Consider the following 25,845-nt stretch of genomic DNA (forward strand, 5'->3'; position numbering starts at 1 on the left):
CGGGCATACACACTCTATCTCTATGATCCGTTGTGACCACGCATTTCAAAAAAAGTTCGGACAAAAGACTGTTTCAACAACTCTTGGAAGATCCCCATACAATGCACTCAAAGAGAAGGCAAGACAATACAAGCTTCCCCTCTCTTTCAATTGAAACGATGTCGTCCTATTAAGCAACATAGGAGAATGTGGTCGAAGACAGTAGAAAAGGCAGCTTTTGGGGACTTTTTAGCCTCACTCAAAACACCGATGAACAGGGCGTTTCGAGAGGGTCAAAAATATCTCCTGAGAAAAATTTTGCTAACACAGGAGAGAACAATTTTTTTCTCAGGAGAGAATTTTTGTTCTCTCCCCAGAGAATTTTTCTTTGAACCTCAGTGGCAAAAAAAGAGAAGATGTGGCAGAGCTAACAAAAGAGTGTTCCCGCCCTAATTGCATCGCATTATTGTTAATTGGGGATAGTACTCAATGTGTTATTATCGGTATTCGAAATGAGTTATGTCCTGAAGTATGCTTTTTCTCTCTTCCTCGATTGTCTCAAAATCAACATACGCTGCAAACTCCGGCAAAAAGGCCAATGAAAAAGCTTCTTGGGACCTTGCGACAGTCTCCTCTTGTTGTAAAAATCAATCTAACATTGAAATACCGTACATTTGCAGCTATTGTAGGGTTCGGAAAAAGGCAAAAAGGTCTCTCTCCTAAGAATCAAAGATTTGAACACATTCACGAAAAGCGATAAATGACAGAGCGGTTGTACATCCTTGAGGATGCTGATCCTCAAATTTTTGTTGGTGCTAATAAGGCTAATATCGTGCTGCTTACAAACCTATACCCCAAGCTGCGAATTGTAGCGCATGGCAACGTGGTGAAAGTTCTTGGCGAAATGCACGAAACAGACATGATGATGTATATCCTTGACAAGCTGGAAAAACACTGCAACAAATACAATCGACTGACAGAGGAGGATGTTATCCGGTTGACACGAGGTGAAAGTGAAAAAGAGGAATCAACAACCTCCAAGCACCATATATTATATGGTGTAAATGGTAAGGCTATTGCAGCCAAAGGACGAAATCAGGAGAGATTGGTGGAAGCATTCGACCGAAATGATATGGTGTTTGCCATAGGTCCTGCAGGTTCGGGGAAAACATTCATAGCCATCAGTCTGGCCGTGCGTGCCCTCAAGACCAGACAAGTAAAACGAATCATTCTCTCGCGCCCAGCAGTCGAAGCAGGGGAAAAGTTAGGCTTTTTGCCGGGAGAGATGAAGGACAAACTGGATCCATATCTGCAGCCTCTATATGATGCTCTCGGAGAAATGATACCACAAGCCAAGCTCAAAGACTACATAGAAAATGGCACTATACAGATCGCTCCCTTGGCTTACATGAGAGGGCGTACCCTTAGTGATGCTGTGGTCATTCTCGATGAGGCTCAGAATACAACCCTGCACCAAATGAAGATGTTTCTCACCCGTTTGGGACAGAGGGGCAAAATGATCATCACAGGAGACACGACCCAAATAGACCTGCCAAGAGGAGTGTCATCCGGTCTAATTCGTGCTCTTAAAATTCTCGAACACACAGAAGGAATTAGTACCATACAGCTAAATAAATCCGACATTGTACGTCATCCTCTGGTGGAACGTATAGTAGCCGCCTACGAAGCAGCTCGGCCAAGAGAAGAAGGAGAAGAAGAAGAAGAAAAAACACCGACAGAAACACAAACGGCAGAAAGGCTCGAAACGGATAGACCCTTAGTGTAACCAAAATTGGCACACAATTAGATAGAAGACAAGGATGTCAATCCCAAATCAAAACAAGACAACAAGTAGTAATTGGCAAACATATCACCCATAAATACTCACAAAGACAATCTTATGAACCAAACGCTCGTAAAATCCGACTTTCGATTTGAAGGTCAGACAGACGTATATCATGGCAAAGTACGCGATGTATACTTTTTCGGCAAAGACTATATTGCAATGCTTGCCACAGACAGAATCTCTGCTTTCGATGTAATCCTGCCTGCCGGTATACCTTTCAAGGGACAAGTTCTGAACCAAATCGCAGCCTATTTTCTGGATGCAACATCCGACATTGTTCCGAACTGGAAAATCAGCACCCCCGATCCAATGGTAACAATAGGGCACCGCTGCGAACCATTCAAGGTGGAAATGGTGATCCGTGGCTACATCACCGGATCAGCCTGGCGTGCATACAAACAAGGAGAACGCTGCATTTGTGGCATAGAACTGCCGGAAGGTCTGAAAGAAAATCAACGCTTCGACAAACCAATCATTACTCCAACCACAAAAGCCGACGAAGGGCACGATGAAAATATCAGTCGAGAAGAAATCATTGCACAAGGGCTGGTATCTGAGGAGGATTACGCACAAATCGAACGTTATACCTACGCTCTCTTTGAGCGTGGGCAACGCATGGCAGCGGAGCGTGGTCTCATATTGGTAGACACCAAATACGAATTCGGAAAAAAAGACGGGAGAATATATCTCATAGACGAGATACATACACCTGACTCCAGCCGATATTTCTATGCCGATGGGTATGAAGAACGATTTGAAAAGGGAGAGGCTCAGAAACAACTCTCCAAAGAATTTGTAAGGCAATGGCTCATCGAAAACGGATTTGAGGGAAAAGCCGGACAAAAAATTCCAGAAATGACACCTGAATACTGCCGTTCCGTGTCAGACCGATACATAGAGCTGTACGAAAAAGTTACCGGAAAGACTTTTGAACGCTGCCCAAGCGAAAATATCACAGAGCGCATACACAGCAATATAGTGGAGGCTCTCAAGAACCTCTAAGAAAGTTTCACAGGACAATTCGATAGGTCCGGAGATATTATCTCCCATTCCTCTACCTCCGAATTGTCCTTTCTCTTTTTGTTTTACTCCTCCAACTCCTTAAAATCGCGTATGGTTACTCCCTACAACGACAAAGAAGAAAAAAGCGAGCAGGTACGCCGGATGTTCAATCATATAGCATCGGGATACGACCGTATCAACCACTTAATATCCTGGGGGATGGACAGATATTGGCGCAACAAAGCCATTGAATTGCTACAACCATACCATCCGGAGAGAATACTCGATATTGCGACCGGAACAGCCGACTTTGCCATCAACATAGCCACACAACTCCCCAACCTAAAACATATTGATGGGATAGATATTTCGGATGAAATGCTCCGAATAGCTGCCGAGAAAATACGGGTGGAAGGATTGGAACATTTGATTGAATTGAAGAAAGCAGATGCAACCGAACTCCCCTTCGAGGATAATGAATTCGATGCAGTCACAATAGCCTTCGGGCTACGAAATGTAGACCGGATAGATGTAGCATTGGCTGAAGCCTATCGAATTCTCAAACCCGGCGCACCCATGCTTATTTTAGAGCTATCGGAACCAACCAACGGTTTTTTGCGAGCCGGTTATAAATTTTATGCACATAAAATCCTCCCCTTATTGGGGCGGACTCTTTCTCTTGACAAGCAAGCGTACAAATATCTACCAGAGTCTATCGGAGCTGTTCCTCAACGCAAAGACTTGGTAAGCATAATGGAAAAGACAGGCTTTGTAGAGACTTTCTTTCGGTCTATTTCACCAGGAGTCGTTACCATATACTTAGGCATGAAATGACAGAGTATGGTCTCATAGGTTTTCCTCTGGAACATTCGGCTTCGGCATCCTATTTCAACGATAAATTTCATCGATTGGGTATAAAAGCCCATTATCGGCTATTCCCTCTACCAAACATATCGGAATTCCCATCGTTTTTGGCCTCTCATCCTTTCCTGTGTGGCCTTAATGTGACCAGTCCGCACAAAATAGCCGTAATCGACTACCTTGATGAGCTGGATCCTCTGGCTCATGATGTGGGAGCTGTCAATACAATACGGATAGAGCGCAGCACATCTTCGTACTCTCTCAAAGGATACAATACAGACGTCGTTGGTTTCCGGCAAAGCCTCATACCTCACCTCAAAAGGTTCGGGCATGGGGCAGCTCTCATTCTGGGAAATGGTGGAGCATCCAAAGCTGTCCGTAAAGCTCTGGATCAGCTACAAATAGAACACCTAACTCTCAGTCGTCATTGCTCCACAGAAAACATAGGTTTGCTTCCCTATCAAGACTTCGATTGGGAGAGACTTCAAGACTTCAGTATCGTGATCAATGCCACTCCTTTGGGGATGCCTCCTCATGAAGATGAATGTCCTCGGATAGACTATAGTAGGCTAAGCGACAGACATCTTTGCTACGATCTTATCTACAATCCTCCTAAGACTCTTTTTCTACAAAGAGCCGAAAGCCAAGGTGCTATGTATGTCAATGGGAGAGAAATGCTGGAAGCTCAGGCCGAGGCCGCCTATCATATCTGGTCCAGGTAACAGAAAATAATCGAAAGCAATCCTAAACTTCCATTTGTCAGTCTCAAGTATGCCAAGAAACAGTTACATAGACTTTGCCACTTTCCTTTCCCATTACTTTCCGGGCCAAAAAGTGCAAAAAATATCTGTCAATGCTTCCCAGAAATGCCCAACTAGAGATGGAAAATTGGGAAAAGGAGGCTGTACCTACTGCAATAACGCAAGTTTCAGTCCGGCCTACGCATCAGCAAACAAATCTATTAGCGAGCAGCTCTCTGAAGGGATCGCATTCTTCTCCCACAAATACCCCACAATGGTCTATCTGGCATACTTCCAGGCTTATACAGCGACCTATGGAGAGGAGCAAGATTTAATAAGTAAATATGAGGAGGCCGTGCACTATCCGGGGGTTGTGGGTTTGGTAATCGGCACCAGGCCGGACTGTATGTCCGACAGCCTGCTGAGCTATCTATCCGATCTGTCCAAACGGTGTTTCGTATTGATTGAATATGGAGTAGAATCGACCTTGGACAAAACATTGGCTCTCATACAACGTGGACATAATTTTGCCTGCAGTGCAGAAACAATTCACCGGACTCATCAAGCAGGCTTGCTCGTGGGAGCTCATCTGATATTAGGACTTCCCGATGAAACAAGGGAGGAAATGCTTTCTCATGCCGATCGGCTCTCAACTCTACCTATCGACACACTCAAATTGCACCAATTACAAATTATCAAAGGCAGCCTTATGGCGCATGACTATACCATTCATCCGGAGAAATACCATTTCATGACAGAGGATGAATATGTAGAACTATGTGTCGATTTTATACAACGCCTCAGACCGGATATTGTACTCGAACGCTTTGTCTCATCCTCTCCTCCTCAACTCATTTTGGCTCCACATTGGGGCAAAAAGAACTACCAGTTTGTAGAATTTATCCGTCGAAAACTCAATGAAAACAGGGGTCTCAACAATTGAAATAAAAACTCAAAACCAAATAGAATAGGAAATATTATGGGCAAGACTGTGACAACATTCTTAGTTGATGGAGATCCCAAGGGAACACAATATGCATTCGTCAGCAACAAGATTTGTCAGGTATTTGTAGTTCCTCGATCAAATCTATCTTACCTGAGCGAACAGCAGAAGTTACAAAAACCGGCTCTCTATATTCTCATTGGAGAGGACAACATGGAAAACCCACAGGCATATATAGGGGAAACAGAAAACTTCCGTGAGCGAGTAAGAGATCATGACAACAAAAAAGGATTCTGGCAGAAAGCTCTCATTTTCGTCTCCAAGGATGCTGACATGACTAAAGTCGATGTACAATATTTGGAGCATAGAGCTGTAGCAGAGGCCACTAAAGCGAACTCGTTCGAGCTAAAGGAAAACAAACAGATCCCCAAAGCACCTAACTTACCTGAATATCAACAAGATACAATGGATGAGTTTTTTGATGATGTCAAATTTCTTTCTTCATTCGTTGGGTGCAATATCTTTGAGACTCTTCAGCCCAGAGAGGAACACTTGTTTTATATCCGAGGAAAAGATTGTTGGGCGAAAGGGATCTATGGATCTTCCGGATTCACTGTATTGACAGACAGTTCTATCTCGAGGAAAACAGCCCCATCCTTCCAAAGGAAGGAGCTGAGAGAGAAAAAACTGAGAGAGAATGGTTTGGAAAAAGGAGATTCCTGCATCCTAACTTCAGACCTCACATTCTCCAGTCCAAGCTCTGCTGCATCTTTTTGCCTCGGCCGAAGTGCTAATGGTTGGGAACAGTGGAAAGATAAAGAAGGACGAACACTGGATGCCGTATACCGAAAGCAGCTGGAATAAAGGTTTGATTAAGAAAAGTCTTTTGAGAATCTTTTTGGCAGCTACTTTCGGACCTTATCGCATATCGGGCAAAGCTGTCTTACGAACTCCGAATTGCAGTGCCGCCTCAACTTTACAATCGCACTAAAGAGAGCTATTTTCCTCTGCAAAACAAGCTGTCTACAAGCTCCTCCCCCATTGTATGCTTATTTCTTATATTTGCTCATTGAAAGAATAACAAAAACACAATACAATGAAGTTTGAAGTTTCCAGCAGCAAGATGCAGCAACTCTTGCAGGCGGTTTCGCGTGTGATAACCCCACGGGTGAACATTCCAATACTGGAGTGTGTCCTCTTTGAACTCAAAGGCAACACTCTCCGACTGACAGGAGCAGATCCCGGCACCAGACTCGAAGGGGAATTGGAGGTCAACAACCTGACAGGGGAAGATGGTTCCTTCGCCATCTTGCAACGAGTACTACTTGACCCAATCAAGGAAATGCCTGAACAGCCGATAACTTTTGATGTGGATCTGAAAACTCTCAACGCCCAAATCAATTACAACAGTGGCCAATACACTTTTGTAGTAAAAGAGGCTGATACCTACCCTCGCCCTCTGGACGATGATGAGACCAAGCAAAGCCTGCACATCTCCGTGGGCAATCTGCTCAAGGGAATCAATGCGACCCTCTTTGCTACGAGCAATGATGACAGACGTCCCATCATGACGGGGGTGTACATGGATATTTTCCAAGATAAGATCGTCTTTGTAGGTTCAGATGGGAAAATGCTTGTTCGCCAGCAAAACTATGAAGTAAAGGCCACGGAAAAAATGGGTTTCTGCCTACCAAAAAAGGTTGCCACTCTTATCAGTCGTTCGCTACTGCAACACGAAGACAACGATGATATGATTGAAATGATTTATTCAGAAAAATTCATCCAACTACGTCTTCCATCATACACACTCTCAGGACGCTTATTGGAAGGACGATACCCAAACTATAATAGTGTCATTCCCACACAGTGGCCGTTAGAGGTGGTAGTAGACAGGCTCTTGCTCCTCTCTGCCGCCAAACGAGTATCGGTGTTCGCCAGCGAAAGTGCCAATATGCTACGCTTTGAGTTTTCTCCCGAGGGCATCAAACTATCTGCCAACGATTTCGATTTTTCTGTTTCAGCAGAGGAAATGGTCAAAGCAGACTGCCCAGCTGATATAGACCTCAAAATGGGTTTTGAGTCAACCGTTCTACAGGCAACTCTCCAAGCGATTAACAGCTCAGAAGTCAAACTCTGTCTCACAGATCAGGTGAGAGCTTGCGTGATCGTGCCGTGTGACAGTGAAGAAAGCATAGACCAAGCTAGCTTGATCCTTCCCATGAGACTGATAGGAGAATGAAATTAAATCTCAAAAAACCCATCGTTTTTTTCGACCTGGAAACGACGGGGGTAGATGTTTCGCGAGACAGGATAGTAGAGATCTCTCTACTCAAGATATCCCCTAATGGGGAGGAGTTCTGCCGTACACGCCGGATCAACCCCGAAATGCATATCCCGGAAGCATCCACTGCTTTGCATGGAATTAGCGATGAAGATGTCAAGGACTGTCCGACTTTTGGGCAGGTAGCCAAAAGCCTATTGGAAATCATTAAGGGTTGCGACATAGCCGGGTTCAATAGTAACCGCTTCGATGTTCCAATGCTTGTAGAGGAATTCCTACGTTGCGGTTTCAGTGAAGAATTTCACAACCGCCACTTTGTAGACGTGCAGACTATCTATCACAAATTGGAGCGTCGAACCCTCTCGGCTGCCTATAAATTCTATTGTGGCAAAGATCTGGAGAATGCTCATTCGGCAGAAGCAGACACAAGAGCGACCTACGAAGTACTTATGGCACAGCTGGATCGTTATCCAGAAGAATTGCAAAACGATATTCCGTTTTTGGCTGAATTTTCGGCACATAACCGAAATGTAGATTTCGCCGGTCGCATGGTGTACAACGATGCAGGAGAAGCAGTCATCAATTTCGGCAAGTACAAGGGATGTAAAGCAACCGAAGTCCTTGCCAAAGATCCCGGATACTATGGTTGGATCATGCAGTCCGATTTCCCTCTTGACACGAAAAATGCATTTACACGTATTCGTCTGGCAAGCAGTAACAACTGAAACCCGATAAACCACTCTTCCCCGTCACCCCATTTGCCATACTTACCCACATGACAGATCTCTCTTCTCTTGCCGGCAAACATATCATAGTAGGCATAACCGGCAGCATCGCTGCCTACAAATCCGTACAGCTCTGCCGGCTGCTCATAAAGGCCGGTGCTGAGGTGCAAGTTGTAATAACGCCATCGGGCAAGGAGTTTATCACACCCCTAACCCTCTCCACAATCACGTCCAAACCTGTCATAAGTGAGTTTTTCTCCCGCAAAGACGGCTCATGGCACAGCCATGTCGATTTAGGATTATGGGCCGATGCGATGTTAGTTGCCCCAGCTTCTGCTGCAACGATAGGAAAAATGGCAAATGGTGTAGCGGATAATATGCTTATCACGACCTATCTCTCCTGTAAGGCTCCCATATTCGTGGCCCCAGCCATGGATTTGGATATGTATAAGCATCCTTCTACCTGCGCCAACATAGAGCGACTCAAAAAATTTGGGAATAGGGTGATAGAAGCCAAGGAAGGAGAATTAGCCAGCCACTTGATTGGCAAGGGGCGCATGGAAGAACCAGAGATATTGGTTCAGGTGTTGGCTGAGTTTTTTGCCACACAATCGGACAATGCTCCGGCTCACCTACTACCCTATCGGAACAAACGAATCCTCATAACAGCCGGTCCCACACATGAAGCAATAGATCCGGTGCGCTTCATCGGAAACCACTCAACCGGTCGTATGGGGATCGCCTTGGCTGATACATTAGCTACGCAGGGAGCAGAGGTCAATCTTGTTTTAGGACCATCCGCCCTGCTACCATCCCACCACAGAGTCAATGTCCGGCACATCACCTCTGCAATAGAGATGCGGGACTGCTGTCTACAACTTTTCCCTTCGACGGACATTGCGATCATGACGGCAGCAGTGGCAGATTACAGACCGAAAGAGGTCGCTAAGCAAAAGATCAAAAGAGAAGACAAACAAAGTATGGAGATCAAATTGGTTGCCAATCCGGATATTGCTGCAACCCTCGGCGAACTCAAAAATCCTTCTCAACTGCTTGTTGGCTTTGCTCTCGAGACAGGAGAAGGAATAACTGAAGCCAAGAAAAAAATCCAAAACAAAAATCTGGATACTATTATCTTGAACAGTTTACAAGATAAGGGGGCCGGATTTGGAGGAGAAACGAATAAGGTAACGATCATAGATAGAGATGGCTCCATTCGATCATACCCTCTGAAGAGTAAAGAATCCGTAGCAAAAGATATTGCCGATTTCATTGCGTTAAAACTCAACCTATGAAAATATCCGTTTCAGGCTACTGGCTCTCCTTTATACTTTTCCTGCTCTTGCCTCTACAAGGGTTGTCACAGGAATTGAATGCTAAAGTCAGCATCAATACAGATGCTTTGGGGGGTAGTGTGGAGCGTAGTCAGTACGAAGAACTGGAGAGGAAACTCTCTGAATTGCTCAACAATACACGCTGGACACATGGCACTTTCTCCCCTGCAGAACGAATCGAGTGTAATTTCAGCTTAAATATCTTAACCCGAACAGACGAGACCAAATACACGGCCGACTTGTCCGTAACGGCCAGACGACCAGTTTTCAACGCATCGTATGTAAGCCCGCTTTTCGTATACCGAGACCGAGAACTAAACTTCCTCTATGATCCTTACACCCCGATAGAGTGGAATCCGGCTAACATAGAGAGTAATCTGCTTGCAACACTCATCTTCTACACCTATGCAATACTGACATACGACTTCGATAGTTTTGCTCCCTTAGGAGGAAATCCATACCGATCGGAAATGAGACAGTTGGTTGCTGCAGCCCAAACCAAGCAGGATTGGAATGGTTGGGATGCATTCAAAAGTGATAGAAATAGATATGCCTTGGCTGAAGCTCTTAATGATCCGGTACAAGAACCTGTACGAAAAGCCTGGTACATATTTCATCGCAAAGGTTTGGACGAAATGGTGGGGAATGCTAATCGAGGACGGAGCAACATTATTTCCACTATTGAGCTACTGGAAACAGTGCACAAGGAAAAACCGGTATCTCCCCTCTTGAACATCTTTGCGATGACAAAGCTCGAAGAGCTTGTCTCCATCCTCTCCAAGGCTTCTACTTCAGAAAAACAAGACTTGAGTAAACGCCTGCTCAAGCTCTTTCCTACAGAACAGAACAAGATAGATCGCCTAAAAAAATAACCCACCTCCACTATGTTGGCCTCGCTGCATATTACCAAATACGTCCTCATAGAAGAGCTACAGATAGACTTCTCGGAGGGTTTCTCTGTCATATCTGGCGAAACGGGAGCCGGCAAAAGTATTCTTTTGGGAGCTTTGTCTCTCCTTTTAGGCAAAAGAGCAGACTCCTCCGAAATTGCCCCCGGAGCAGACAAATGTGTGGTAGAAGGAGTATTTCAAAAACTATCAAAGCAAACAGAACAACTCCTACTCGGACAAGATCTGGATTTCGATCCCGAAGAATGCATCCTCAGGAGAGAAATATCCGTCAAGGGAAAGAGTCGGGCTTTCATCAACGACACCCCCGTTTCTCTTAGCACACTAAAGAGTGTTGCTGGCTCTCTGATTGACATACATTCGCAACACCAAAATCTTCTGTTGGGTGATCCCTTCTTTCAGCTTAGTTCTCTTGATGCCATAGCCGATATCGATTTGCTACTGGCACACTACCAAGAAAAGTATCGAACCTACATTGATCATCGGAAAACGCTTGAGGAGTTGCAAGCCACGATAGAAAGAGACACACAGGAGATCGACTTCTTGCGGTTTAGATACAGCGAGTTACAAGATGCCTCTCTCAAAGAAGGCGAGGAAAAGAAATTGGAAGAAGAACTTCGAACTCTCTCCCATGCCTCTGAAATAGCACAAGGGGTGGGAATAGCACTTTCGGCTCTTTCTGAAAATGACACTGCAGCCCTTTCTGCAATTCACTCTGCTATAGAATCCCTATCTCGCATCACAGCTTACTCTTCGACTTTTTCTTCCTACCGAGAACGATTGCAATCCTTGCGTATTGAATTGCAAGACATTGCCAATTCATTGTCACAAGAGGCAGAGCTTCTATCTACAGATCCCACGCGACTTGCACAGGTAGAGGACAGATGGGATTTGCTAAACACCCTCATGCACAAACACAAAGCCTCAACCATAGAGGGACTGCTTGACATTAGGGAAGAGCTGAAAAACAAACTGAATAGAATAGATCATTCGGAAGAAGATTTAAAGCAAGAACAAGAAGTCGTAGAGCGAATTTTATCGGAAACAAACAAATTGGCAGACGAACTCCATGGTAAACGTCTATCTGCTGCCGGTGTCTTTGAAAAAGAATTAAAGGGCAAACTGCCTCATCTTGGCATTCCTCAGGCAAAATTTGAAGTAGATATACGACCAGCCACCTTGTCCATACAGGGAAGAGATCGGGTTACTTTCCTCTTTTCGGCCAACGCACAGCAAAAACCTCAGGATGTATCCGAAGTCGCATCAGGGGGTGAAATTTCACGTTTAATGCTGATAATCAAATCAGTAATAGCAAAAAGGAGGGAACTTCCCTCTATCATTTTCGACGAAGTTGATACTGGGATCTCCGGTGATGTGGCAAGTCGCATGGCCGAAATGCTCAGACATATGGGACAGCATATGCAAGTGATCGCCATCACCCACCTACCTCAGATAGCAGCATACGGTAAAAATCACTATTTCGTCTACAAGCAGTCCGATGAGATAAGCTCAAAGACTTCTATCCGTCGCCTCAATAGAGAGGAGCGGATTCGGGAAATCGCTCGTATGCAAAGTGGAAACTTGTTTACTCAAATAGGATTAGCTGCAGCAGAAGAGCTGCTGCTCAATAGCACTGAAATAGGTATTCTACCGGATTAAAATCAAGACTCTGACATATGGCAAAAGACAAACTCGTATTCGGTATTCATCCTGTCCTCGAGGGATTATTGGCCGGAAATGAACTCGATCGAATATACATAAAGCGAGCTATGCGCAGCGAAGAAATCAACCGCATCAAAACTCTTGCTCACAAGCGCAGCATCCCCGTGCTCTCGGTGCCGGTAGAAAAACTCGATCGCATGACGAGCAAGAATCATCAGGGGATAGTGGCGATACTGTCGACAATAGAATACATGCCTCTATCAGAAGTGATCAGCATGAAATTTGAGCAAGGTCAATTACCTCTGATTTTGGTGTTGGATGGTATCACCGATGTGAGAAACTTCGGAGCTATAGCTCGTACAGCCGAATGTACTGGAGTTGATGCGATTGTAATACCAGCTCGAGGATCGGTATCTGTCAGTGGTGATGCAATCAAAGCATCAGCAGGGGCTCTTCATCGCATAACGGTCTGCCGAGAACCTTCTATTAGCCAAGCCCTTGACTTACTTCAATCCTCCGGTATACGCATAGTGACAGCGAGTGAAAAAGCCACATGCTCCTACACGGAAGAGAAACTTGAGTTACCGTTGGCAATTGTAATGGGAGCAGAAGATGTCGGTCCTTCCGAAGAAACGATCAAACGCTCTGACTCTATGATCAGCATTCCTCAAATTGGGGATATCGGTTCTCTCAATGTATCGGTAGCCGCCGGTGTCATCCTATATGAGGTCCTAAGACAACAATCAAAGTTCTAACTTACCAAGAGACTCCTCACGGAGTCTCGCAAATAAACAACAATTCCTATGAAAAAAGTAATCAGTACCCCCAATGCTCCAGCCGCCATCGGCCCCTATAGCCAAGCAGTATTAGTAAATAATATACTCTACGCTTCAGGACAACTTGGTTTGGATCCTCAAACCGGAGATTTCGTGGAGGGAGGAGTACCGGCTCAGACAGAGCAAGCCTTCAAAAACATTCGTGCTATCCTGTCCGAAGCAGGTATGGATATGAGCAACGTAGTGAAAACAACCTGCTTCCTTGCCGATATGGGAGATTTTACAGCAATGAACGAAGTTTATGCACGTCAGTTCGATGGAGCATTCCCTGCTCGCTCGGCCGTTGCAGTAAAAACTCTTCCCAAAAACGGTTTGGTAGAAATAGAAATTATCGCCATCAAGGACTAATACTGTCAGGAGATAGAAATCCCCCTATCTTTCCCAAGATCTACCTCCATCCGCCTGTTTCAAGCCTCTATCACGGCTTGACGCAGGCGGATAAGTTTTTCCAGCAAAGGTTTCATCATGTGTAGAGGAAGCATATTAGCTCCATCGCTAAGAGCCTTTGTCGGATCAGGATGAGTCTCAATGAAAATACCATCTGCCCCCACTGCTATCGCAGCCTTAGCTATTGTCTCTATTAGAGAAGGTAATCCTCCAGTCACACCGCTGCTTTGGTTAGGTTGCTGCAGAGAATGTGTCACATCCATCACGACCGGATAACCCAACCTACGCATCTGTGGAATTCCACGATAATCAACAATAAGGTCGGTATAACCAAAGCTATTTCCACGTTCGGTGAGTATGATCTTGGAATTGCCGGAGTCTTCGCACTTGGCTGCAGCAAAGGCCATTGCCTGCGGTGAAAGGAACTGACCTTTCTTAATGTTTACTATTTTCCCCGTCTGGGCAGCGGCTACAAGGAGATCCGTTTGGCGGCAAAGAAAAGCCGGTATTTGCAGTATATCAGCTACCTCTGCAGCCATATTGGCTTCGGAAGTTTCATGAATATCAGTCACTATTGGCAGACCCAATTGGGCCTTTACCTTAGATAAAATTTGTAGGGCAGCAACATCGCCTATTCCTCGAAAACTATCCAACCGAGAACGGTTTGCCTTGCGATACGAAGACTTGAAAATAAAAGGCACTCCCAAATGAGCTGTCAATTGAGACAAATAATCGGCTGTTTGCATTGTCGTTTGTTCATTTTCCACGGCACAGGGACCTGCCATCAAAAAGAAAGGTCCTTGTGGTAGATTATCTCTATCCTTTCGAGGAGAACTCAGGAGAGAAAAAAGCTCTTCAGAGTTACTGAGAGCCGTCATTCCGATTATAGCATTCATCGTTTGAAATTTTTTGTTTTGCCACAAAGTTAATGTGCAAACCCGAATCTATCTTCGCCTCAAGACTCTAAAAACTCGACTACCTTTCTTCTCACATCTACAATCAAGCTTATCCTTGGTCTAGAGCCATAACCAAATTAGTCAAGCGAGACTATTTGTAGCAGACCAATGAGAAAATCAGAAGTTAATCGCCCCAAGGAGAGGGGCTTTTCCACCCTTTTTGTGAAGTACAATCGGAGATTTCGTAGACCTAGCGATTTCACTTATTCGTTTTATCTTTGTGGGAGCGTTTGCCATCCCTCCCCTTTTCGGATGGCAATTGTGGGTGTGATTTTATAAAAAACAAAGCGATTATTGAGTGTTTCCTCTTAATTCCTGCTCCTAGTGACGTCTGGGAGGCCATTTCCTCTAATGAACCCATGACAGAGGGAGGTGAAAGAATTGAGATAGTTACCAAGTCAACAAATACATATTAAAGATGAACATGGAATCGATGATTAGACTGCGGATGTCTTCGCAGGATGCTCACTACGGTGGCAATTTGGTGGATGGTGCTCATATGCTCGCTCTTTTTGGAGACGTGGCAACAGAGTTATTGATTATGCATGATGGCGATGAGGGCCTGTTCTGTGCATACGACAACGTGGAGTTCTTAGCTCCGGTATATGCCGGTGACTATATCGAAGCAGTAGGTCGTATTACCTCTGTAGGCAATTCTTCACGTAAAATGGAATTTGAAGCCCGCAAAGTCATCAAGCCTCGTCCTGACATCTCTGACTCAGCTGCTGATGTATTGGCTGAACCAATCGTTGTTTGCCGGGCTTCCGGTACTTGTGTAGTACCCAAGAAATGCCAACGTATCGAGCACTAACAAAACCAAACACTTAATACAGTATGGAAAAACTAATTATCACCGCTGCCATCTGTGGAGCAGAGGTGACGAAGGAACAAAACCCTGCCGTACCCTATACGGTAGAGGAAATTGTGCGAGAGGCCAAATCCGCTTATGATGCCGGAGCTGCGGTAGTACATGTGCATGTACGCGAAGATGATGGGACTCCGACACAGAGTAGAGAGCGTTTCCGCGTCTGCTTGGATGCCATTCGCAAAGCTTGCCCGGATGTTATCCTGATTCCTTCCACCGGAGGAGCAGTAGGGATGACTGCTGAAGAACGTCTGCAACCGACAGAGTTGTTTCCGGAAATGGCAACATTGGACTGCGGTACCTGTAACTTCGGTGACGAAGTATTTGAAAATACAATGCCCATGATGCGTGCTTTCGGAAAACGCATGATCGAAAACAATATCAAGCCTGAGTATGAATGTTTCGAAATGGGACATCTCGACACCGTAGTACGTATGGCTTCTAAGGGAGAAGTACCAGGAGCTCCGATGCAATTCAATTTTGTACTAGGAGTCCCCGGCTGTACTCCAGCTACAGTAGAGAACCTTGTATGGCTTGTGAACAAAATACCGGCAGGATCAACTTGGACAGCTACTGGTATCGGTCGTCACGCCTTTACACTGGCAGCTCCGACAATTGTGATGGGTGGTCACGTGCGTGTAGGTTTCGAGGACAATCTGTACATATCGAAAGGCGTGCTTGCCAAATCCAATGGGGAATTGGTGGAAAAAGTAGTACGCTTGGCTAAAGAGTTGGGTCGCGAGGTCGCAACCCCCGCTGAAGCTCGAAAAATATTGGGTCTTAAACCTTTGGCATGACTCGGTAGATGTAAAAAGAAAAAATTGCAACTCAATTATTCCATAGATCAAAAATGAAAAAAGGAAACAAGTACGGTACACATCGTGTACTCGAACCAAAAGGCGTATTGCCTCAACCAGCAAATAAGATTGACAACAACATGGATGAGATCTACGACAACGAGATCCTCATCGATGTAAAAACACTCAATATCGACTCTGCCAGCTTTACTCAAATCGAAGAACAGGCCGGTGGCGACAAAGCCAAGATTGCCGAGATTATGCTGGACATCGTAGCTAAACAAGGCAAGCATCGTAATCCTGTAACTGGATCCGGAGGAATGCTACTGGGTGTGGTAGAAAAAATCGGTGATGCTCTCATTGGCAAAACAGACCTAAAAGTAGGAGACAAGATCGCTACTCTGGTTTCTCTCTCCTTGACCCCCCTACGTATTGATAAAATAAAGGACATACGTCCTGACATCGATCAAGTAGATATTGATGGCAAAGCAATCCTCTTTGAGAGTGGCATCTATGCCAAAATTCCTGAAGATTTGCCCGAAAACCTTGCTCTTTCTGCATTGGACGTAGCCGGAGCTCCTGCACAGACAGCCAAACTCGTAAAGCCTGGAGATACAGTGCTCGTGATCGGTGCCGGAGGAAAAAGTGGCATGCTCTGCTGCTATGAAGCTCAAAAGCGTGCTGGCGTTACCGGTAAGGTGATCGGTCTCTGCCATAGCGAACGCAGCACCAAGCGTCTGCAGGAACTGGGTTTTGCCGATGTTGTATTCTCTGCTGATGCTACCCAACCTGTACCTGTGATGGAGAAAATCTCTGAAATCACCAACGGAGAAATGTGTGACATCTGCATCAACAACGTGAACATTCCTGACACAGAGATGACCAGTATTCTTTGTACTAAGGATACCGGGCTCGTATACTTTTTCTCTATGGCTACGAGCTTTACCAAAGCTGCGCTTGGAGCCGAGGGTGTCGGTAGCGATGTGAAGATGCTTATCGGTAACGGTTACACTAAGGGACATGCAGAAATTACTCTGCAAGAACTTCGTGAGAGCGAAAAGCTGCGTAAAATATTTACTGACCTTTATGCTTGAGGCGTACCTCCAGTAAAGAAATTCAGAAAGAATATTTCAATCGAGAATTATGCTCAACTCTCTTTATATGAATAGCACGATGTATCCGACTGCAAGTCGGATACATCGTATGTTTGTGCAGAGAAGAGCCGGGCTCAAACGAAATATCTCGGCCGGGCTCTCACTGACTCTGCCTCCGGGATAACTCACTTGATTTATCATAAATAAAATCAACTTACTCATGACCGAAAGTAGAAAGCAGTACTATTTCCCCCACGTGTCAGAAGAAGACTGGAATGACTGGCACTGGCAAGTACGCAATCGTATAGAGACACTGGACGAACTGAAAAAGTATGTTTGTCTGACTCCTGAAGAAGAAGACGGTGTGCGTGAGTCCCTCAAGACTCTCCGCATGGCTATCACTCCATATTACCTCAGCCTCATCGACCCTGAAGATCCGCACGACCCTGTGCGAAAACAGGCCATTCCTACAGCACAAGAACTAATTCGCTCTGAGGCAGACCTTCTTGACCCCTTACATGAAGACGAAGACTCACCCGTACCAGGACTAACCCATCGTTACCCAGATAGAGTGCTCTTCTTGATCACGGACATGTGTTCGATGTACTGCCGTCACTGTACTCGCAGACGCTTTGCTGGACAAAAAGACGATGCTTCACCCACAGAACGCATAGATAAATGTATAGAGTACATCGCTCGCACTCCACAAGTGAGAGATGTCTTGCTCTCCGGTGGCGATGCATTGCTTGTGAGCGATAAAAGATTGGAGTACATCATTTCCAGACTTAGGGAAATTCCTCACGTAGAGATCATACGAATAGGTTCGCGTACTCCGGTGGTATTGCCTCAGCGTATCACCCCGGAATTGGTGCAAATGCTGTCTAAATACCACCCTATATGGCTCAACACGCACTTCAACCATCCCAACGAAGTTACTCCGGAGAGTAAAGCTGCCTGCGAAAGACTCGCCAACGCCGGTGTTCCATTGGGCAATCAGTCGGTGCTGCTTCGTGGCATCAATGACTGCACAACCGTAATGAAAAGGCTTGTTCACGAGCTGGTGAAAATACGTGTACGTCCCTACTACATTTATGTATGTGACCTTTCGCAAGGTATCGGACACTTCCGCACACCGGTGTCGAAAGGTATTGAGATCATTGAAAATCTCAGAGGACATACCTCCGGGTACGCAGTACCCACTTTTGTTGTAGATGCACCGGGAGGAGGAGGAAAGATCCCCGTAATGCCAAACTATGTTGTATCTCAAGGGCCACACAGAGTTGTACTGCGCAATTACGAAGGAGTGATCACCACCTACACTGAGCCAGAGGAGTACAAGGAAGAATGTCACTGCCCTGATTGTAAACAAAAGCAAAAAGAAGGGGTTGCAGCTTTACTTGCCGGTCAAAAATTGGCAATTGAACCCAAAGAACTTGCACGTCACGAACGAAACAAATAATCCCCTCTCTTTCCCTGAATGCAGGAGAAGAAAAGAAAACAGCCTCACAAGTCGATCAATACGATTTGTGAGGCATTTTCGTGAAAAGAACATCCAACCATCTACACACAGTATCTCTTTGCATCAATTCTTCATCGAAAAAAGAAACGGAGAAACGAATCCTCCAGCAAAGTGTTATCTTTATGCCCGATCGAAAAATAGCTTAACTATGGAGATATACCATTTAGCAGAACTACCCCTTCGCTTAGCTGAAAAAAATCCAACACGCACTGCCTTATTATATCACGATGCAGAATCTGATCAATGGCAAAAAGTGAATTGGCAAAAAATGAGTGATATGACACTCGGTGTTGCCAAAGCCTTAGCCGAAGTGGGAATAGAGGAACACGCCAGGGTTGGGATTTACTCCCAAAATATGCGTTACTACCTCTGGGCTGAGTTGGGTATCTTCATGATGCGTGCCATCAGTGTACCTCTTTATGCAACCTCCTCTCCAGAACAAATAGACTTTGTAGTGAGAGATGCTGGTATAGAACTCTTGTTTGTAGGCGAACAGTTTCAATACAACAACGCATTCAAAGTACAACAGTCTGGAGCCGGCATTCGTATGATTGTTATCTTCGACAGGAATGTGGCAAAGAATCCGGCAGACAGTAGCTCTTTGTACTTCGATGAATTTGTCAGACGAGGTGACTCGATGCCCAACGAAACAGTAGCTAAAGTACGCAGTGCCCAAGCTCTCGAATCGGACTTGGCGACAATTATATACACAAGTGGGACTACAGGCAATCCTAAGGGAGTGACAATAGCCCATTCGGCTATCATGTGGCAAGTTAGAGTACATCAAGAAATTTTCCCAACACTCGGACACAAGGATACGAGTATCAGCTTCCTTCCATTAAGCCATATATTCGAAAAGGCATGGACCTATTTCTGTCTCTCTATACAAGCCAGAGTCGCCATTCTTTCCGATCCCAAAAAGATACTTACAGCACTGCCTCAAATCCGACCAACACTGATGTGTAATGTTCCTCGTTTTTGGGAAAAGATTTATCAAGGAGTAAATGAGAAAATCGCTTCTTCACCAGTCATGATGCAGCGAATATTCCGGCACGCCATATTGATCGGGAAACGCTACAAGCTTGACTATACAACAAACCTCAAAAAGAAGCCACCAGTCCTTCTATCGTTGGCTTACCAATTCTACAGTCACACCCTCTACAAGCTGTTACGAACCAAAGTTGGACTGCAACGAATCCGTCTCTGCCCCACGGCCGGAGCACCTCTTTCATTGGAAGTAAATCGCTTTTTGCAGTCAGTAGGTTTCCCCATTATAGTGGGCTATGGCTTGAGTGAGAGTTGCGCCACCGTATCATGCTATCCAGAAAAAGGATTTGTTCTGGAATCCATTGGTGAGGTAATACCTGGCATGGATGTAAAAATAGACCCAGAAACAAGAGAAATACTTCTGAAAGGTCATGCCGTTACTAAAGGGTATTACAACAATCCAAAGGCTAATGCAGAAGCCTTTACAGAAGACGGTTGGTTTCGCACCGGGGATGCTGGAAGGCTGGAAGGTCGCACTCTCTTCTTCGAAGAACGTATCAAAGATCTATACAAAACAGCCAATGGAAAGTACATTGCACCACAAGCAATTGAAGGACTACTTGCTACTCACCCCATAGTAGAACAAGTCGCAATCATAGGAGACTGTTACAAATTTGTAAGTGCCCTCATTTACCCCAATTGGGATAAGTTGAGAGAAGAAGTGCGAAAGAGAGGAATGGAGGTAGATGGCAAGACTAATGCTGAACTTAAGGAGGAACATGAAGTGCAGCGTATTGTAATGTCTCACATAGAGAGTGTACAATCATCTCTGGCCCAATTTGAAAAAGTAAAACGAATTACCCTTCTTGAAGAACCATTCTCAATAGAACGGGGAGAATTGACCAACACGCTCAAGCTTAAGAGAAAAGTTGTGTTAGAACATTTTGCCAAAGAAATTGCGGCAATGTATGTAGATGCTCCCATTGTAGGACCAGATGGTCGCCCGTATTAGATTTGTATATGTAAGACAAAATCCTTTGTGATTTCTCTTACCTAATCAGGAGGGGCTTAGCAATGATTGCCAATAGGCTCCGGGTTAGCGATATATGTGGTATCGGACATCAGTAAAAAAGAAGTAATTTTGCGCTTGTATTAGGGTTTCAGATTTACCGAGTAACACGTGTTTGTGTACTGAATCATGAAAGTAAATAAGGAAGGAATTGGTCTGCTGTCAGCTCTCGGAGTCGTACTGTTGGCCATCAACATAAGTATGTACAGTTTCACTGGAGCGGGATGGCTCTTTGGGATCGTGCTTGTTTTTTGTGTATTGTTTTATCTACTGGTGCTGAACTTCTTCCGGCAACCTAAGCGAGTCTGCCCTTGTATTGCTGATCAGCATGCAATCATAGCTCCTGCAGATGGTCGCATCGTGGCCATAGAAGAAGTGGAAGAGGTAGAAATATTGGGAGAACGTCGTTTGCAGGTTTCCATATTCATGTCTGTTTTCAATGTGCATGCAAACTGGTTTCCTTGCCACGGCATCGTAGAGTACGTCTCTCACCACGAAGGTCGCTTTATGGCCGCCTATCTACCGAAAAGCAGTACTGAGAATGAACGTTCAAGTGTTGTAATCCGTACTCTTCATGGCAACTACCGCCTATTGGTACGGCAAATAGCTGGAGCATTGGCCAGACGTATTGTCACATATGGGGAACCAGGAGACAACTGCAATCCTGATCAACACTTAGGATTTATCAAATTCGGGTCTCGCGTAGACCTCTATCTGCCACTAGGCTCCCAAGTGAAGGTGCAAATGGATCAGCCAGTGGTAGGGAATCAGACTGTCATTGCTTATCTACCCCAAAATGCCTAATTAGATATTTCTTTGATATACATTTTCCGAGTTCATGAATATCATCAAGCATATCCCTAACAGCATTACTTGCTTAAATCTGCTATCAGGTTGTGCAGCCATCATAGCAGATTTGGTCTATGCCTCTCCCGGCTGGGCAGTGGTATTCATTGCACTAGCTGCTCTTTTTGATCTGCTGGACGGTATGGCAGCTCGGCTACTGCACGCAAGTTCTGCAATTGGAGCAGATTTGGACTCTCTGGCTGATGTGATTAGCTTCGGCTTAGCCCCTGCGGTACACGTCTTCGCGCACTTTTCGCTACACACAAGTGTGGATCTACAAGGCAAGGATCTAGGATTATTCGATATTGTGGCTCACCCCGCAATTGCTGTCGCATTAGCTTCTCCTGCTTTCTTGCTGGCTGTATTTGCAGCCATCAGGTTGGCTAAGTTCAACAATGACAAAAGGCAACACAGCTCTTTTATAGGGTTACCTGTACCAGCCAATGCCCTATTCTGGATTGGGTTTATTGCATTGGACAGCAATCAATATCACATCACCGCATTCCTTCCCGACCTAATGCCAGTCTTTCTTTATCTACTACTCATCCTTATGTCCTACCTAATGGTATCCAAAATACCAATGTTCTCATTCAAGGTTAAACATCTGAGATGGAAAGATAATGAGTATCGATACTCTCTCGTAATCATATCCCTTCTGCTGATCGGGATCCTTGGAATTGGAGGGCTTTCCCTTGCGATTATTTGCTATATCCTGCTCTCTTTGGCTTATCACAAGCTAAGCAAGAAAATGTCTTCTAACTGTTGATACCCTCAAAATGGAATTTCTTCTTGTTGCTATTGTCCTTTTTTTCCTCCTCTATCTACTGAGGCCCTTAATCTGGAGATGGCTCTCTGGGCGAGCCATAAAACATCTGAACAATATGTTTGGGCAACAACAAGCGCAACAAGAAAGGAAAGGAAAAAAACAGAGTGAAATGTCTGGATCTACGATTAAGAAGAAGGTAGATCTCAAAGAAATAGACAAAAAACGATTCGACAAAGGAGAAGGTGAGTATGTCGATTTCGAAGATGTCAAATAACCGAGACTCAATACAAGTCTCTTTCCATTTAAGAACTCTATTGACCGTACTTCTGGTACTATTGTTTTCTTTGTTCCCAGCTGTGCTGAGGGCGACCGAATCTCCTCAAAAAATTGCTAAAAAGGAGTCGGAGATCAGTATTGATGATAGCCTATCCATTCGGATGCAACAAATGGGCTTAATTGATGTCCAACAGCTAGATAGTAGGATATTAGTCGACTTAAAATATGCCAGCTGCGACAACTTTGCAAAAACCAATATGTATGGGTCAATAGGCAAAGCGTACCTTGAGCCTGGATTCGCACGACGAATTGCTAAAGCTCAAGCCCTACTTTCTCGATCAAAACCTGGATTTCACCTGCTCATCTACGATGCAGCTCGACCTCTTAGTGTCCAAAAGTATATGTACAGTCTGGTGGCAGACACTCCACTCAAGGTCTATGTGGCCAATGGTAAACGTGGAGGTCGGCACAACTATGGTGTAGCTGTAGATCTGACCATAGCCAACGCGCAAGGTCAGCCTATCGACATGGGTACCTCTTTTGATCACTTCGGAATAGAAGCCCATGTAGGACGGGAAGTTTTTCTAAGCAGGAAGGGGTTGATTTCAGCTGAAGCTGTCAGAAATAGGGCTCTACTCAAGCGAATAATGGAACAAGTAGGCTTACGCCCTTACAAAAGAGAATGGTGGCACTACGAAGAACGGATTTCAATGAAAGAAGTAAGAATGAGATATAGATTACTTGACTTCTAATCTTCCCAAATAGATTCCCCTCCAGATGCCTCCATCTACAAAAACAACTCAGCATAAAATCCATACAAGATCAATATCTTCCCGAATCAGAATCGTTTAGCATGATGAGAAAGACTTTATTGTCCTGGTGTTTGTCAGGCTTATTACTCTGTGTATTGCACATCTCTTGCCACCGTCACTCCAACTGTCTGCATCTCTCCATAGATCAACTCACTGATAGTTTGGTAGTTCTTCGTTGGCATGGGAATTCCACTACTCATACCGACAGTCTGTATGCCAAAGATGGCAAACTGGATTGGGAAACTAAACCTGATACTTCTATCTTTCGTTCTCTCGTAGTTTCCTATAACCACGGACGGCAATTTCGCCTATACAACTTCTATCCACAGACCTCTTGGCAAGAACAGACCATAACCAATGAAGCAGGTATCAATCATGATGTCCTTGAAATCGATTCCTTGGATCTGAGTGTACGGACATTAGGAGGACAATACATAAAAACAGACAGTTTGGCCCTAGAAATTCTTGTCAGTCTACCTGATCAGGTCTTTGACTCAATACAACTCAAACGGCTACAAGAAAAACAGGCTCTCTTGAAGAAACCAGATTATTTTCTCTCCTGTATCCTTACTCCCTCTGATAGTATTGCAAAAGCTTCGGTCAAAAAGTGGGCATTAGACAAAGGATCCGTTTGCTCCGACATTAAGGATCAAACAATGCGTATAATCCAACGTTTCGAGATCAGGCATTTACCGGCTTTAGTAAGTATCGACACCACAAATAAAGCTCGGCGTATATACTTGTAACAATCTATTTTCAGACTATTATGTTGATCAAAACCTATGCTGCTGCACTACAAAGTATACATGCTGCCACTGTCACAATAGAGGTTAATATTACCAGAGGATCATGGTTTCAACTCGTTGGGCTGCCTGATACAGCTGTGCGAGAGAGCCATGAGCGGATCAAAAGTGCAATAGAAACCTCCGGATACAGATTTACGGATGAAAATGTCATAGTCAACATGAGTCCGGCTGATCTTCGCAAAGAAGGAGCCGCCTACGATCTCCCTCTGGCAATAGGTATCCTTGCCGCTTCTGAGCAACTTCCCGGAGAAGGTTTATCACATATGATGTTGATGGGAGAATTAGGTTTGGATGGTACTCTCAAACCCATTAAAGGAGCTCTACCAATTGCCTTATTAGCACGTAAGGAGGGTTATCGATACCTGATTGTACCTCGAGCCAATGCACAAGAAGCAGCTGTTGTAAATAAGCTAAAAGTGTATGCAGCTGACAGCTTGAAAGACGTATGCCGTTTTGTCTCCGAAGGAGAAGGGCTGGAGTTAGTCGAAGTAGATACGAGAAAAGAATTCTACAAAGGACAAAGAAAATATGATATAGACTTCGCGGATGTTCGAGGACAAGCTCATGTAAAAAGAGCTCTGGAAGTCGCTGCAGCAGGCGGGCACAATGTACTTATGGTTGGCAGTCCTGGTAGTGGCAAGTCAATGATGGCCAAACGCATACCCAGTATACTCCCCCCTTTGAATTTGTCCGAGTCATTGGAGACAACGATGATCTACAGTGTATCAGGGAAATTGGAAGCCAACACTACACTAATGACTATGCGTCCGTTCAGAGCTCCGCACCATACTATTTCCCCTGTAGCACTCGTAGGTGGGGGGAGCAACCCGCAACCCGGAGAGATCAGTTTAGCACACAATGGGGTCCTTTTCCTCGATGAATTGGCAGAATATAATAGGGCCGTATTGGAAGTCATGCGCCAACCTTTGGAGGATCGTAATATCACCATTGCCAGAGCTAAATATACGGTGGAATACCCAGCCTCTTTCATGCTGGTCGCCGCAATGAATCCTTGCCCTTGTGGCTATTACAATCATCCCTCAAGAGAATGCTCCTGCTCGCCCCATGCTATCCAACGCTATTTGGGACGTATCTCAGGTCCATTGCTGGATAGGATCGATATACAAGTAGAAATCGTACCTGTGCCATTCGAAGAAATCTCCAATAACCAACCGGCAGAAACAAGTGAAAACATCCGAGATCGAGTATTAAATGCCCGCAAAAGACAAGAGGAACGTTTTGAGAAAATCCCCGACACTTATTGCAATGCCCAAATGAGTTCTTCTCAAGTACGCAAGTATGTTCAGCTAGACAGTGAAAGTCTACAGAAACTAAAGCTGGTAATGGAGCGCTTTGGTCTATCAGCCAGAGCCTATGATCGTATCTTACGAGTAGCCCGGACAATAGCCGACTTAGAAAATTCCAATGAAGTAAAATCTGCACATATTGCCGAGGCCATAGGATACAGAAATTTAGACCGTTCAAATTGGGGACAATAATTACACTTACTACTCACTCAACTCTCATCATCCTCTCTCTTTTTGAATT

At 44.9% G+C, this 25,845-nt stretch carries 26 protein-coding genes; 25 read left to right on the forward strand and 1 reads right to left on the reverse strand.

What is annotated here, in order from left to right; genetic code table 11:
- The first annotated feature begins 397 nt into the window (after positions 1-397).
- The 14 genes from DQN70_RS09455 (at position 398) to DQN70_RS07585 (ending at position 13,465) form a co-directional block, all read left to right on the forward strand.
- The gene (locus tag DQN70_RS09455) at positions 398-739 is read left to right on the forward strand and encodes a hypothetical protein (RefSeq protein ID WP_145980607.1); all 342 of its coding nucleotides are present in this window, start codon (positions 398-400) and stop codon (positions 737-739) included.
- The gene (locus tag DQN70_RS07525; RefSeq protein ID WP_023940291.1) at positions 740-1,765 is read left to right on the forward strand and encodes a PhoH family protein; all 1,026 of its coding nucleotides are present in this window, start codon (positions 740-742) and stop codon (positions 1,763-1,765) included.
- 114 nt (positions 1,766-1,879) lie between these two features.
- Positions 1,880-2,827, forward strand: a complete 948-nt coding sequence (locus tag DQN70_RS07530; protein WP_023937636.1) for a phosphoribosylaminoimidazolesuccinocarboxamide synthase — start codon at positions 1,880-1,882, stop codon at positions 2,825-2,827.
- Positions 2,828-2,938: 111 nt separating this feature from the next.
- On the forward strand, positions 2,939-3,661 hold the full coding sequence (gene ubiE, locus DQN70_RS07535) for a bifunctional demethylmenaquinone methyltransferase/2-methoxy-6-polyprenyl-1,4-benzoquinol methylase UbiE (RefSeq protein WP_023937635.1): 723 nt from the start codon (positions 2,939-2,941) through the stop codon (positions 3,659-3,661).
- Positions 3,658-4,410, forward strand: coding sequence for a shikimate dehydrogenase family protein (locus tag DQN70_RS07540; protein ID WP_023937634.1), 753 nt, complete (start codon positions 3,658-3,660; stop codon positions 4,408-4,410). Before ubiE ends, DQN70_RS07540 begins: the two co-directional genes overlap by 4 nt.
- 49 nt (positions 4,411-4,459) lie before the next feature.
- Positions 4,460-5,371, forward strand: coding sequence for a TIGR01212 family radical SAM protein (locus DQN70_RS07545; RefSeq protein WP_023940289.1), 912 nt, complete (start codon positions 4,460-4,462; stop codon positions 5,369-5,371).
- A 36-nt stretch (positions 5,372-5,407) separates the two neighbouring features.
- A complete protein-coding gene (locus DQN70_RS07550) occupies positions 5,408-6,235 on the forward strand; it encodes a GIY-YIG nuclease family protein (protein ID WP_023937632.1) in 828 nt (275 codons plus the stop codon).
- A 232-nt stretch (positions 6,236-6,467) separates the two neighbouring features.
- Positions 6,468-7,610, forward strand: coding sequence for a DNA polymerase III subunit beta (gene dnaN / locus DQN70_RS07555; protein WP_023940286.1), 1,143 nt, complete (start codon positions 6,468-6,470; stop codon positions 7,608-7,610).
- Positions 7,607-8,377, forward strand: a complete 771-nt coding sequence (locus DQN70_RS07560; protein ID WP_023937628.1) for a 3'-5' exonuclease — start codon at positions 7,607-7,609, stop codon at positions 8,375-8,377. The genes dnaN and DQN70_RS07560 overlap by 4 nt, the downstream gene beginning before the upstream one ends.
- Positions 8,378-8,427: 50 nt before the next feature.
- Entirely contained in the window at positions 8,428-9,672 is a 1,245-nt protein-coding gene (gene coaBC, locus DQN70_RS07565; RefSeq protein ID WP_023937626.1) for a bifunctional phosphopantothenoylcysteine decarboxylase/phosphopantothenate--cysteine ligase CoaBC, read from the forward strand.
- A complete protein-coding gene (porD, locus tag DQN70_RS07570; protein WP_023937624.1) occupies positions 9,669-10,583 on the forward strand; it encodes a type IX secretion system protein PorD in 915 nt (304 codons plus the stop codon). Before coaBC ends, porD begins: the two co-directional genes overlap by 4 nt.
- 12 nt (positions 10,584-10,595) lie before the next feature.
- The gene (gene recN, locus DQN70_RS07575) at positions 10,596-12,278 is read left to right on the forward strand and encodes a DNA repair protein RecN (protein ID WP_023937622.1); all 1,683 of its coding nucleotides are present in this window, start codon (positions 10,596-10,598) and stop codon (positions 12,276-12,278) included.
- A gap of 17 nt (positions 12,279-12,295) precedes the next feature.
- On the forward strand, positions 12,296-13,036 hold the full coding sequence (gene rlmB / locus DQN70_RS07580; RefSeq protein WP_023937620.1) for a 23S rRNA (guanosine(2251)-2'-O)-methyltransferase RlmB: 741 nt from the start codon (positions 12,296-12,298) through the stop codon (positions 13,034-13,036).
- Between the two features lie 48 nt (positions 13,037-13,084).
- Positions 13,085-13,465: a RidA family protein gene (locus DQN70_RS07585; RefSeq protein ID WP_023937619.1), complete on the forward strand. Its 381-nt coding sequence runs from the start codon at positions 13,085-13,087 to the stop codon at positions 13,463-13,465.
- 59 nt (positions 13,466-13,524) lie between these two features.
- On the opposite strand, the gene kdsA is transcribed toward DQN70_RS07585, so the two are convergent.
- Complete coding sequence (kdsA, locus tag DQN70_RS07590) at positions 13,525-14,382, reverse strand: 3-deoxy-8-phosphooctulonate synthase (protein WP_078801697.1); 858 nt, start codon at positions 14,380-14,382, stop codon at positions 13,525-13,527.
- Between the two features lie 496 nt (positions 14,383-14,878).
- Here kdsA and kal point away from each other — a divergent pair, with 496 nt between their 5' ends.
- The 11 genes from kal to DQN70_RS07645 all read left to right on the forward strand — a co-directional run bounded on the left by kal (position 14,879) and on the right by DQN70_RS07645 (position 25,796).
- Positions 14,879-15,271, forward strand: coding sequence for a 3-aminobutyryl-CoA ammonia lyase (kal, locus tag DQN70_RS07595; protein ID WP_036888699.1), 393 nt, complete (start codon positions 14,879-14,881; stop codon positions 15,269-15,271).
- A 23-nt stretch (positions 15,272-15,294) separates the two neighbouring features.
- Positions 15,295-16,122 (forward strand): 3-keto-5-aminohexanoate cleavage enzyme, encoded by an 828-nt coding sequence (kce, locus tag DQN70_RS07600; RefSeq protein WP_023937616.1) that lies wholly within the window; start codon positions 15,295-15,297, stop codon positions 16,120-16,122.
- Positions 16,123-16,175: 53 nt separating this feature from the next.
- Entirely contained in the window at positions 16,176-17,216 is a 1,041-nt protein-coding gene (kdd, locus tag DQN70_RS07605) for an L-erythro-3,5-diaminohexanoate dehydrogenase (protein ID WP_023937615.1), read from the forward strand.
- 220 nt (positions 17,217-17,436) lie between these two features.
- Positions 17,437-18,675, forward strand: coding sequence for a lysine 2,3-aminomutase (kamA, locus tag DQN70_RS07610; RefSeq protein ID WP_023940281.1), 1,239 nt, complete (start codon positions 17,437-17,439; stop codon positions 18,673-18,675).
- A gap of 208 nt (positions 18,676-18,883) precedes the next feature.
- Positions 18,884-20,734: an AMP-dependent synthetase/ligase gene (locus DQN70_RS07615; RefSeq protein WP_036888846.1), complete on the forward strand. Its 1,851-nt coding sequence runs from the start codon at positions 18,884-18,886 to the stop codon at positions 20,732-20,734.
- Between the two features lie 186 nt (positions 20,735-20,920).
- Complete coding sequence (locus tag DQN70_RS07620; protein ID WP_023937608.1) at positions 20,921-21,595, forward strand: phosphatidylserine decarboxylase family protein; 675 nt, start codon at positions 20,921-20,923, stop codon at positions 21,593-21,595.
- 34 nt (positions 21,596-21,629) lie between these two features.
- A complete protein-coding gene (locus tag DQN70_RS07625; RefSeq protein WP_023937606.1) occupies positions 21,630-22,403 on the forward strand; it encodes a CDP-alcohol phosphatidyltransferase family protein in 774 nt (257 codons plus the stop codon).
- Between the two features lie 10 nt (positions 22,404-22,413).
- The gene (locus DQN70_RS07630; protein WP_036888695.1) at positions 22,414-22,677 is read left to right on the forward strand and encodes a DUF4834 family protein; all 264 of its coding nucleotides are present in this window, start codon (positions 22,414-22,416) and stop codon (positions 22,675-22,677) included.
- A gap of 172 nt (positions 22,678-22,849) precedes the next feature.
- The gene (locus DQN70_RS07635) at positions 22,850-23,431 is read left to right on the forward strand and encodes a M15 family metallopeptidase (protein ID WP_052115635.1); all 582 of its coding nucleotides are present in this window, start codon (positions 22,850-22,852) and stop codon (positions 23,429-23,431) included.
- Between the two features lie 101 nt (positions 23,432-23,532).
- Positions 23,533-24,237, forward strand: coding sequence for a hypothetical protein (locus tag DQN70_RS07640; RefSeq protein WP_036888694.1), 705 nt, complete (start codon positions 23,533-23,535; stop codon positions 24,235-24,237).
- A gap of 20 nt (positions 24,238-24,257) precedes the next feature.
- Positions 24,258-25,796 (forward strand): YifB family Mg chelatase-like AAA ATPase, encoded by a 1,539-nt coding sequence (locus DQN70_RS07645; protein WP_023940274.1) that lies wholly within the window; start codon positions 24,258-24,260, stop codon positions 25,794-25,796.
- The last annotated feature ends 49 nt before the right edge of the window (positions 25,797-25,845 follow it).

Origin of the sequence: Porphyromonas crevioricanis (assembly GCF_900476255.1) — a bacterium.
Taxonomy (GTDB): domain Bacteria; phylum Bacteroidota; class Bacteroidia; order Bacteroidales; family Porphyromonadaceae; genus Porphyromonas; species Porphyromonas crevioricanis.

Excerpts from the sequence above, each read along its gene's own strand:
- DQN70_RS07525 (WP_023940291.1), top strand. The coding sequence starts at position 740 with ATGACAGAGCGGTTGTACATCCTTGAGGATGCTGATCCTCAAATTTTT.
- DQN70_RS07530 (WP_023937636.1), top strand. The coding sequence starts at position 1,880 with ATGAACCAAACGCTCGTAAAATCCGACTTTCGATTTGAAGGTCAGACA.
- ubiE (WP_023937635.1), top strand. The coding sequence starts at position 2,939 with ATGGTTACTCCCTACAACGACAAAGAAGAAAAAAGCGAGCAGGTACGC.
- DQN70_RS07540 (WP_023937634.1), top strand. The coding sequence starts at position 3,658 with ATGACAGAGTATGGTCTCATAGGTTTTCCTCTGGAACATTCGGCTTCG.
- DQN70_RS07545 (WP_023940289.1), top strand. The coding sequence starts at position 4,460 with ATGCCAAGAAACAGTTACATAGACTTTGCCACTTTCCTTTCCCATTAC.
- DQN70_RS07550 (WP_023937632.1), top strand. The coding sequence starts at position 5,408 with ATGGGCAAGACTGTGACAACATTCTTAGTTGATGGAGATCCCAAGGGA.
- dnaN (WP_023940286.1), top strand. The coding sequence starts at position 6,468 with ATGAAGTTTGAAGTTTCCAGCAGCAAGATGCAGCAACTCTTGCAGGCG.
- DQN70_RS07560 (WP_023937628.1), top strand. The coding sequence starts at position 7,607 with ATGAAATTAAATCTCAAAAAACCCATCGTTTTTTTCGACCTGGAAACG.
- coaBC (WP_023937626.1), top strand. The coding sequence starts at position 8,428 with ATGACAGATCTCTCTTCTCTTGCCGGCAAACATATCATAGTAGGCATA.
- porD (WP_023937624.1), top strand. The coding sequence starts at position 9,669 with ATGAAAATATCCGTTTCAGGCTACTGGCTCTCCTTTATACTTTTCCTG.
- recN (WP_023937622.1), top strand. The coding sequence starts at position 10,596 with ATGTTGGCCTCGCTGCATATTACCAAATACGTCCTCATAGAAGAGCTA.
- rlmB (WP_023937620.1), top strand. The coding sequence starts at position 12,296 with ATGGCAAAAGACAAACTCGTATTCGGTATTCATCCTGTCCTCGAGGGA.
- DQN70_RS07585 (WP_023937619.1), top strand. The coding sequence starts at position 13,085 with ATGAAAAAAGTAATCAGTACCCCCAATGCTCCAGCCGCCATCGGCCCC.
- kdsA (WP_078801697.1), bottom strand. The coding sequence starts at position 14,382 with ATGACGGCTCTCAGTAACTCTGAAGAGCTTTTTTCTCTCCTGAGTTCT.
- kal (WP_036888699.1), top strand. The coding sequence starts at position 14,879 with ATGAACATGGAATCGATGATTAGACTGCGGATGTCTTCGCAGGATGCT.
- kce (WP_023937616.1), top strand. The coding sequence starts at position 15,295 with ATGGAAAAACTAATTATCACCGCTGCCATCTGTGGAGCAGAGGTGACG.
- kdd (WP_023937615.1), top strand. The coding sequence starts at position 16,176 with ATGAAAAAAGGAAACAAGTACGGTACACATCGTGTACTCGAACCAAAA.
- kamA (WP_023940281.1), top strand. The coding sequence starts at position 17,437 with ATGACCGAAAGTAGAAAGCAGTACTATTTCCCCCACGTGTCAGAAGAA.
- DQN70_RS07615 (WP_036888846.1), top strand. The coding sequence starts at position 18,884 with ATGGAGATATACCATTTAGCAGAACTACCCCTTCGCTTAGCTGAAAAA.
- DQN70_RS07620 (WP_023937608.1), top strand. The coding sequence starts at position 20,921 with ATGAAAGTAAATAAGGAAGGAATTGGTCTGCTGTCAGCTCTCGGAGTC.
- DQN70_RS07625 (WP_023937606.1), top strand. The coding sequence starts at position 21,630 with ATGAATATCATCAAGCATATCCCTAACAGCATTACTTGCTTAAATCTG.
- DQN70_RS07630 (WP_036888695.1), top strand. The coding sequence starts at position 22,414 with ATGGAATTTCTTCTTGTTGCTATTGTCCTTTTTTTCCTCCTCTATCTA.
- DQN70_RS07635 (WP_052115635.1), top strand. The coding sequence starts at position 22,850 with ATGGGCTTAATTGATGTCCAACAGCTAGATAGTAGGATATTAGTCGAC.
- DQN70_RS07640 (WP_036888694.1), top strand. The coding sequence starts at position 23,533 with ATGATGAGAAAGACTTTATTGTCCTGGTGTTTGTCAGGCTTATTACTC.
- DQN70_RS07645 (WP_023940274.1), top strand. The coding sequence starts at position 24,258 with ATGTTGATCAAAACCTATGCTGCTGCACTACAAAGTATACATGCTGCC.